At 43.5% G+C, this 8398-nt stretch carries 8 protein-coding genes; 2 read left to right on the top strand and 6 right to left on the bottom strand.

Going from position 1 to position 8398, the window contains the following annotated elements; genetic code table 11:
• Positions 1 to 226 precede the first annotated feature (226 nt).
• On the top strand, positions 227 to 400 hold the full coding sequence (locus IM496_RS15390) for a type II toxin-antitoxin system HicB family antitoxin (protein ID WP_287662452.1): 174 nt from the start codon (positions 227 to 229) through the stop codon (positions 398 to 400).
• Between the two features lie 90 nt (positions 401 to 490).
• On the opposite strand, the gene IM496_RS15385 is transcribed toward IM496_RS15390, so the two are convergent.
• From IM496_RS15385 to bchD, 6 genes are all read right to left on the bottom strand, one after another.
• Positions 491 to 1432 (bottom strand): glycosyltransferase family 2 protein, encoded by a 942-nt coding sequence (locus IM496_RS15385; RefSeq protein WP_287662450.1) that lies wholly within the window; start codon positions 1430 to 1432, stop codon positions 491 to 493.
• 54 nt (positions 1433 to 1486) lie between these two features.
• Entirely contained in the window at positions 1487 to 2170 is a 684-nt protein-coding gene (gene ispD, locus IM496_RS15380) for a 2-C-methyl-D-erythritol 4-phosphate cytidylyltransferase (RefSeq protein WP_194016337.1), read from the bottom strand.
• Between the two features lie 185 nt (positions 2171 to 2355).
• Positions 2356 to 2763 carry a DUF1824 family protein gene (locus IM496_RS15375; RefSeq protein ID WP_194016335.1) on the bottom strand — a complete coding sequence of 136 codons (408 nt, stop codon included), beginning with the start codon at positions 2761 to 2763 and terminating at the stop codon, positions 2356 to 2358.
• A gap of 365 nt (positions 2764 to 3128) precedes the next feature.
• Positions 3129 to 4019 carry a hypothetical protein gene (locus tag IM496_RS15370; protein ID WP_287662449.1) on the bottom strand — a complete coding sequence of 297 codons (891 nt, stop codon included), beginning with the start codon at positions 4017 to 4019 and terminating at the stop codon, positions 3129 to 3131.
• Between the two features lie 10 nt (positions 4020 to 4029).
• Positions 4030 to 4533 carry a hypothetical protein gene (locus tag IM496_RS15365; RefSeq protein WP_287662448.1) on the bottom strand — a complete coding sequence of 168 codons (504 nt, stop codon included), beginning with the start codon at positions 4531 to 4533 and terminating at the stop codon, positions 4030 to 4032.
• A gap of 277 nt (positions 4534 to 4810) precedes the next feature.
• Positions 4811 to 6808, bottom strand: coding sequence for a magnesium chelatase ATPase subunit D (bchD, locus tag IM496_RS15360; protein WP_045361417.1), 1998 nt, complete (start codon positions 6806 to 6808; stop codon positions 4811 to 4813).
• A gap of 409 nt (positions 6809 to 7217) precedes the next feature.
• Between bchD and IM496_RS15355 the strand changes: the two genes are divergently transcribed.
• Positions 7218 to 8398, top strand: a 1181-nt coding sequence (locus tag IM496_RS15355; RefSeq protein WP_287662453.1) for an RNA-guided endonuclease InsQ/TnpB family protein, incomplete at its 3' end; no start/stop codon positions are given.

The raw sequence follows: 8398 nt of genomic DNA, 5'->3' as shown, positions 1-8398 counted from the left end.
GGTTCTTCCGAACTTACACTGTAGAAAATTCCCCAAGCTCCCTCTCTGTCCAGCAATGCTCTAAAGTTGATAAATATCAATCTAACAAAAACTCAAAGCCCTATTGTACAAGCTTTACAAGCATGAGTTGTTGATAGTTTTGCATGACAGGTTCGGTAGAGCCTATTTTCTGAGTGTTTATTCAAAATATATTGATCCTATTTGCTAACTTTAAAGAGGTAAAAATATGAGTACAAGTAATAAAACTAAACTTGAATCATTAGAGTTTTATTTGGGGTTAAAATATCCAATAACAATTTATCCTGATGATGACGGGGGATATGTATCAGAAATTAAGGATCTTCCGGGATGTTTCACTCAGGGAGAAACCATGGAGGAAACCTTAATCAGTAAACAGTAATCAGTGAACTGAAAACTTACATCTGATAACCGATAACTGATAACTGATAACTGATAACTGATAACTGATAACTGATAACTGATAACTGAATTAAAGCCATTCGATTTCTTTAGCTTTTTCGGGTAATTTAGCCGTGGCTTGTCCTTGACTGCGGGACTGAAACCCAATTAAATCGAGGGGAGTAGCCAATAAATCTACTAAATCTGCTTTACCAAACAGTAACTTGAGAGTATTTTTTGGTAGTTCTTTTAATAACCAACGACCGAGACGATAAATTAATTCGGAACTGGTAAAATTTCTTTGTAAATCACAACCATGTAGTTCATGCAAATAGCGATTTGAACGGCCGTAGCGTTGAAATTGACTGCGAAAACTCTTGATAGTCGAACGATGACGATGGTAAATAATTGCCTCTGGTGCGTAGGTTAATTGCCAGTCGGTTTGTTGTTGAATACGCCAACAGATATCGGCATCACCACCAGTAGTTAAATAGGGACGAAATAGACCAACTTTCTCGAAAGCGGCTTTTCTAATTGCTAGATTAGCTGTTTGACCGTAGGGAGAAAAAAAGTGTTCTAAGAGAAATTTTTGCGAGAGAATTTCTCGACGTTCAGCATATTTTTCTAGGATGGAGTTACCAGTTAAAGCTAATATTTCCCCCGCAACGATACCAATATCAGCATCACCAAAGGGTTTAACTATTTCTTCTAACCATTGATAGGAAGGACGACAATCGGCATCGGTAAAAACTAACAGATCATAACGGGCATTTTTTATGCCTAAATTACGAGCGGCGTAGGAACTTTGAATCTGATTTTCTGTAAGAACAACTAACGGAAATCCTGACCCTTTACTCTCGATCACTGCCTGTTCTAAAATAGACCCAGTTTGATCGCTGCTATTGTTATTTACGAGAAGATACTCCACTTGCTCTCGGGGATAGGTTTGACTTTGCAAACATTTGAGCAAATCGGGAAGATCATCTTCACCATTGTAGATGGGAATGATTACTGATATAAAGGGAAAAGTCATCAGAGACCGCCTAGAGTTGACCGCTACCTAGTCTAATACAATCACTGTAAACTTTTATGGCAAACGTTGACTTAAAATATATTCGGCAATTGCCAGATCTCCGGGGGTAGTAATTTTTAAGTTAGTTTCTTCACCGACGACAATTTTGACGGGAAAACCACATTTTTCTAATAAGGCGGCATCGTCGGTGACTTCCCAAGCTAATTTTTGGCCCTGTTCGTGACATTCTTTTAATAATTTTACCTGAAAACCCTGGGGCGTTTGGGCCGCCCACAACCGCGATCGATCCGGTGTATCCTCAATCCAACCCTTGCTATCGACAATTTTAATCGTATCTTTCACCGGAACCGCCGCAATGAAACCCTGACAAGTGGCTAAAGCGGCCGCACAGCGATCGAATAATTCGGGGGTGGCTAAACATCGCGCCCCATCGTGAATTAAAACCGTCTCAGCCCCCTCTGGTAGGGCTTGTAAGCCATTATAAACTGATTTTTGTCTGGTTTCGCCTCCTTGGATGATTTGCACGGGTTTAACGGCATTTATGGCGGTCATGATTGCTCGTATCTCCTCAAAGTCTTCTGGTTGTGCCATGATACCAATCCAGATAATTGCCCTGGATTGCATGGCAGCCAGCAAAGTCCAAGCGAGGAGCGGTTTTCCGTGCAGGATGAGCAGTAACTTATTGCGATCGCTGCCCATCCGTTTACCCATTCCCGCTGCTGGAATTAACAAATACATATTTTTTTCAGGTAAAAAGTTAAGAATTCAGTGGACAGGAGTGGGGAGCTTTTTGCTGGTTAAGTAAGTGGTTTCAATATATCCCCCCTTTATCCCCCCTTGATAAGGGGGGTGCCGATCCCCCCTTGATCCCCCCCTGATAAGGGGGGTGCCGATGATTGTTAATCGCTTCAATAACCCCAAAACTATGCCTCTTCAGAGAATAAATCGAGGGGAAAGTGACCATAAGTACCGACTAATTGATCATTTTCTGATTGACAAGAAACCAGGACACCGCGATAGGTTCCCGTATAGGAATCGAGATAGGAAGCTTGTCTTTGGGTATTGTATTTAATATACACCGATCCCGGTTCTGGCTGGTCTTCTGGGAGAGTATTAGGTAGGGGGTATCCTAGGGCTTGTAGATAACTTTTCAGGGCTTTAAACCCCTCTTCACTGTTATCGGCACAGATACCTAAATTAATTGATTCCGAACCTTGGTTAACTAATAAAATTGCCTGTCTTAGAGCTTCTTCTTCTTCGGGGGATTGGGCAATTTTTAGTTGAATACATCCATATTCTTTTAGGAGTTTCAAGGCTTCTTCAATAGACATGAGCGGTTAGATATGCGGGGCTAAAGATAAAAAATAAACTGGTGCTGCTGTCCTTAACGACAAATTCCCAAGGAAAAAAGCCCTAAATCATGGAGATTTGGAGATAGGAAAATTTTGCATTGGTCTTAATCGTAAGCCTGGCAATCCCGATCATATCAGGTTGGGGACAGGAAAATTTATCGGGCTTGTTCGATCGCTCCGGGTTGTGCGGGCATTTCACTCGCTGCTTTTTGATAGCTGAAGTAAACACCTACATCCTGAGGAGAAAAGAGGAGCATTTCTGGTGAGATAGAGTCTCAGCAGCTTCAGTCAACTCCTCCCGTTTCTCTAGGGCTTTTTCTTCGGTTGTTATCAGAGTCTTCCAGTTAAATTTCCGCCACGGCTCTTTCGATTAAACGACGAGCCAGGGTTTGAATGCCGGTATGTTCATAGTAATTGGTGGTCATATCGAGGAATGCCCCGACATATACCAATTTATCGGCAGAAAAGTCGATAAATCCCTGGATTTTGCTCAATAATCCCTGCTGGCTCAAACTGCGCTCGCTGACAAAACCACTCATCCAACCTTTAGTGGAGTCGAAACTTTGACCGATAAAGTCTAATTTTCTGGCAGTATTTCCCCCCGGAATCAATTCTTTAATACTGCCGAAAGTGGAGTTAGATTCTAATTCTTCCGGCCTGAGAATGCTCAGGCTCGATTCCACTTTGCGGATAAAACTGCCCCCCAGAGGGATTAAACCATCCAAACAAACTAATGCCGCCATCCGCATCAAGGATTCGCCGCTATAATCTCCTAGGGAAGCGACGAAATCCCCGATACTATCCCCCGGAATGCCATTAATTTGACAAAAAGCGACTAATTCGGTCACTAATTTCAGGGTTAGATCGATGGTTTGCGCTTTTTCGGGAGCAGGGGTTAATCTTTCGATTAAACCGCCCATGAGGGGAATTTTACCACCGACGGCATTAGCAAGAGAGGCGGTGGCTAGGGCATTATCGGCGCTGTCGATGGTTTGGTAGAGCCAGAGCGCCCGTTGATAGCCCTGGGATTTATCATTAAACAACCAAACGGCGCGATCGCCAATCTGTTGAATCATGCTTTCGTCGGTTTCGCCGGTGACTTTGATAATCGTATTTTTAAACCCGACTAGGTTATCCCACTCTCCCGGCACCACATAATCAAGGGTTTTAAGGACTTTGACGGTGAGATTATTCGTCGGTAATTCGTCCACCAGTTGAAAAATTGGCTTACTCACGGATGTCTCCTTACTTTAATTTTGCTAGACCATCTAAATCGAACTTAGCTAACCAATCTTGGCGATCGCTGGCAGTAAAATCTGGCTCCCGCGATAAAACCTTGACTTGATAGCGATTATTGACTAAAACGGCGCTGGCGGTTGTACCCTGTTCCACAGAGGGAAAACCTTTGATTGTGGTTTGACTGTCTTGGAATTTATTGGCCGCGGCGGGATTATTGCTAATGTCAGATATGGCTAACATAGCCACAACTTTGCCATCTTGCTTCAGTTTTGCCTCAGCAAAGCCTTTTTTCTCCTGGGTATAGACGCGCTCGTATCCTCCCCCAGAAGGCGGGAAAAACCGATTAAAACTGCCGCCAGAGGTGGATTCTTTCACCACTGCCGCCGCCCCGCGAGCGGTACTTTCTTGTTGCGCTTGGTCAAATTGTGAGGGAGCTTTAGCACAGGAAGTTACTAGCAAAAGTACCGCTAATACCCCTGCTATCAAGATTTTGCCAAATCGAAAGCTCATAGTTATCTTAATTAAAACTTACTAATGTTTGTTTGTAGTATATCTCTCGCTTATTGCTGATTATTGTTAAGTTTTTCTAGATGCTGTCACACCAGACCGAAAAAAAACAGAAAATCAGCAAAATTCGAGTCAATAACGAAGGCAGGAGGCAGTCCCGATGAAAAAATTTTCACCCCCACAGATGAAAGAGGTTTCCTTCCCTACACCCCACACCCTACACCCCACACCCCACACCCCACACCCTGCCCCCAGGAAACCCTTTTTTGGCAAACCCTAGCTACAGTCCCGCAATTGCCCCTCGCGCCATAGATGCGATCGCTTGTTCCGTGGCCCGGGGTAGATGATAATATTTACCCCCGGCTTTTAGGGCTAATTCTTTGGCAAAACCAGTGGAGACGAATTTTTTCTCCGTATCGATAACCAGCAGTTTAATGCCTAAAGAGCGAATTTTAGCGGCAATATCGAGCAGTTCTGCCTTAATATCGGGTTTTTCCCCCTCCGGAATCGGTTCGCCTAAAGATTTCGCCAAAGGAATATTACTTCTCCCGTCGGTAATCGCCACAATCACCACTTGACCGATATCACCCGATAAACGGGCATTCATCCCCACATGAACCGCTTGGGTTAAACCGTGGGCCAAAGGGGAACCGCCACCACAGGGCAGGGTTTCTAGACGTTTTTTCGCTAGGGTAATCGATTTGGTCGGTGGCAATAGTACATCTGCTCGCTCACCCCGGAAAGGAATCAGGGCAATCTGGTCGCGATTTTCGTAAGCTTCCGTTAACAGACGCATAACCGCACCTTTGGCCGACTGCATCCGATTCAGGGCCATGGAACCGGAGGCATCGACGACAAAGACAATTAAAGAACCGGCCTTGCGGGCCAGCCGTTTTGAGCGCAGATCCCCTTCTTCTATAATCACATGACGTTCGGGATTCCTCAAGCGACGGGCTTTTTGATAGGGCGCGGCCGCCCGGAGAGTGGCATCGACGGCGACTCTTTTTACCTTGCCCCGGGGTAACATCGGCTTAATATAACGTCCCCTATCTTCCGAGAAAATCAGGTTACGCGCCCCCGATTTCCCCTGACGCTGGGCCATCTGGGCAAAATACAGCACACTAGGATCCAGTAAAACCCCTTCTGGGTCAAAAACAAATTCTTCCGGCAAATTATCGGGCTGTTCCGGTTCTTTTTCCTCCTCTTTCTCCTCCTCTTTTTCTTCCTGTTCCTGCTGGTTTTCGTCTTGGGGCGGTTCCGGTGGTGGCGGTGGTGGCGGTGGCTGTTGTTCCTGTTCCGGAGGTGGCGGCGTAATCAGCGATCGAGGTACAATAACTAATTCGACGGCTCTTTTTAAGTCATCGGCACTGACTAAATCCCGACCTTCTAAAGCGGCGGCGGCCTTGGCTACTCTCACGGCAAAAATCTCGGCACGATGACCTTCTACCCTACCGCGAACCGCTTCTTCCACTAGATAACTAATTTGTTCGGGTTTAATTTTTACCTCTTTTAACCATTCCCTCGCCAGGATAATTTCGGTTTTTAGATCATCAATTTCTTGGGCATATTGGGCGATAAAAGCGGTGGGAGAAACAGCATACTCGATCGCCTGATTGACGGCGGTGACTCGTTGGTCTAAACTGAGGACACCATCGGCGGAAAGCGCAATGGCAATTCTATCTAATAAATGGGTTCGTAAATCCCCTTCTTCTGGGTTATAAGTAGCGATCAGGATCGGTTTACAGGGATGTTGAAAACTGATGCCTTCCCGTTCGATTTGGTTACGTCCTTCGCTTAAAACTGTGAGTAATTGGTTAGCAATTTGGTCATCAAGTAGATTAATTTCATCGATGTAGAGAATTCCCCGATGGGCGCTGGCTAATAAACCGGGTTGAAAGACTGGTTCCCCCTGTTTCACCGATTCTTCCACATCGACGGAACCCAATAAACGATCCTCGGTGACTCCTAGGGGAATCTGCACGAAAGGGGCCCGGATAACTTCCGTGGCGACCTCTCCACTGCTATATTCTTCTTTAGTGCGATCGTCCCATTCGTCGGCATTGTTGGGATCACAATTAAAGACATTACCTGCAATAATTTCGATCGGTGGCAGTAAGGAATGTATCGCTCGCGCCATGACTGATTTGGCGGTTCCCCGACGACCGGCAATCACCACACCCCCCAGGGCGGGATCCACGGCGGCTAAGAGTAGGGCTAATTTAATCGCTTCTTGGCCGACAACGGCAGTTAGGGGAAAATTGAGGGTCAGAGTGGGCATAGATCTAGATTCAGGCGGCCAAATTCTAGTGTAAAACAGAAGCTCCCGGGTCCGGCACTTTTCCCTTTTTGATTCCCGAACCCAGATTTTAGCTGCATCTCGATCGAGTTCTTTCTCCCCGAACTGATCGAGAAGTTACTGGGTTAACCACAGAAACCAAAAACCTACCTAAAGCTTTTTAAAGTTACTCATTTCTGTAGCTAGATAGCTAAAATAAGTAACTTGGCTCTTCTCGACTTTGTGTGATAATTTTTGCTTATAGAATCGTGAAATGCTTATCGGGCAACACTTTTAGGACTATTTTGTCGAAGAAACTATCAGTATAGACCTCGTTTCCACACAGAAACCAGAAGAGCCGTAACTTTTGCCACCGATAGATTTTAAGAAGGTTATCAGGTATAATGAAGATATGAAGCTAGTTGAACGTCATATTATCAGTCAAAACCATCCCTTATGGTCAGAAATAGACCATTATGCCTTTTTGTCAAAAAATTTGTTCAATCTAGCTAACTACCATTATCGCCAATATTTCTTTGAAAACTCCCAAAAACTGAGTTTTAATCAACTCTATCATCTGGTATCTAAAACCTCAGATTATTTAGCTTTACCCACGAAAGTGAGCAAGCAGATAATCAGAAGATTGGAGCAAGCTTGGGTTAGTTATTTTGCCGCTTTTAAAGCTTGGAAAAAACACCCTGAAAAATTTTTAGGAAAACCTAAAATTATTAAGTATAAGGACAAAACCAAAGGAAGAAACCTGCTAATATATTCTCAGGAATCAATTTATAAAAAACCTTTAAAAGAAGGAATTTGTCACTTGTCTATGAGCGACTTAAAGATTCCGACTTCCCGAAGAGAAATAATTGAGGTGAGAATTGTCCCCAAAAGTAGCTGTTATGTCATTGAAATAGTCTATGAAAGACGGTCGGAAACCACAGATAAACAAGAGATAGCTGGGATAGATTTAGGAGTTAATAACTTAATGGCTGTAACTACAAATCAAACAGGTGTAGCACCTCTTTTGGTAAATGGCAGACCGTTAAAAGCAATTAACACCTTCTACAACAAACAACGTTCCCGCTTACAATCTCAACTGAAAACCAGAAATAATCAACCCTCATCTAAGAGATTGCTATTCCTAACCCATAAACGAAACTGTCGAGTAGAAAATTATCTACACACAGCCAGTAAAAGAGTAATAGATTGGTGTACTATTCATCAAATAGGGACGTTAATAATTGGGCATAATGAGCGGATGAAACAATCTCTTAATCTAGGAAAAAGGAATAATCAACAATTTGTTAATATTCCCCATTATAGATTAATAGAAATGTTAACCTACAAAGCTCAATTAAAAGGAATAAAAGTCATAATAACTGAAGAATCCTATACCTCACAATCCAGTGCTTTAGATAGGGATGAGTTACCTAAATATGGTGAAGAAAAACCATTATTTAAGGGAAAAAGGTTAGCTAGGGGACTTTATAAAATGGGAACAAATCAGTTGTTAAATGCCGATGTCAATGGGGCATTTAACATCATTAGAAAAGTAATTCCTGATGTCATTGACCAGGGAATAAAGGGTTTGCC

Origin of the sequence: Microcystis sp. M049S2 (assembly GCF_020245625.1) — a bacterium.
GTDB classification, from domain to species: Bacteria; Cyanobacteriota; Cyanobacteriia; order Cyanobacteriales; family Microcystaceae; genus Microcystis; species Microcystis ichthyoblabe_A.
This window is presented reverse-complemented; position numbering and strand designations above follow the sequence as displayed.

What these genes read in the sequence shown, in the direction of transcription:
- IM496_RS15390 (WP_287662452.1), top strand. Translation starts at nt 227, where the DNA reads ATGAGTACAAGTAATAAAACTAAACTTGAATCATTAGAGTTTTATTTG.
- IM496_RS15385 (WP_287662450.1), bottom strand. Translation starts at nt 1,432, where the DNA reads ATGACTTTTCCCTTTATATCAGTAATCATTCCCATCTACAATGGTGAA.
- ispD (WP_194016337.1), bottom strand. Translation starts at nt 2,170, where the DNA reads ATGTATTTGTTAATTCCAGCAGCGGGAATGGGTAAACGGATGGGCAGC.
- IM496_RS15375 (WP_194016335.1), bottom strand. Translation starts at nt 2,763, where the DNA reads ATGTCTATTGAAGAAGCCTTGAAACTCCTAAAAGAATATGGATGTATT.
- IM496_RS15365 (WP_287662448.1), bottom strand. Translation starts at nt 4,533, where the DNA reads ATGAGCTTTCGATTTGGCAAAATCTTGATAGCAGGGGTATTAGCGGTA.
- bchD (WP_045361417.1), bottom strand. Translation starts at nt 6,808, where the DNA reads ATGCCCACTCTGACCCTCAATTTTCCCCTAACTGCCGTTGTCGGCCAA.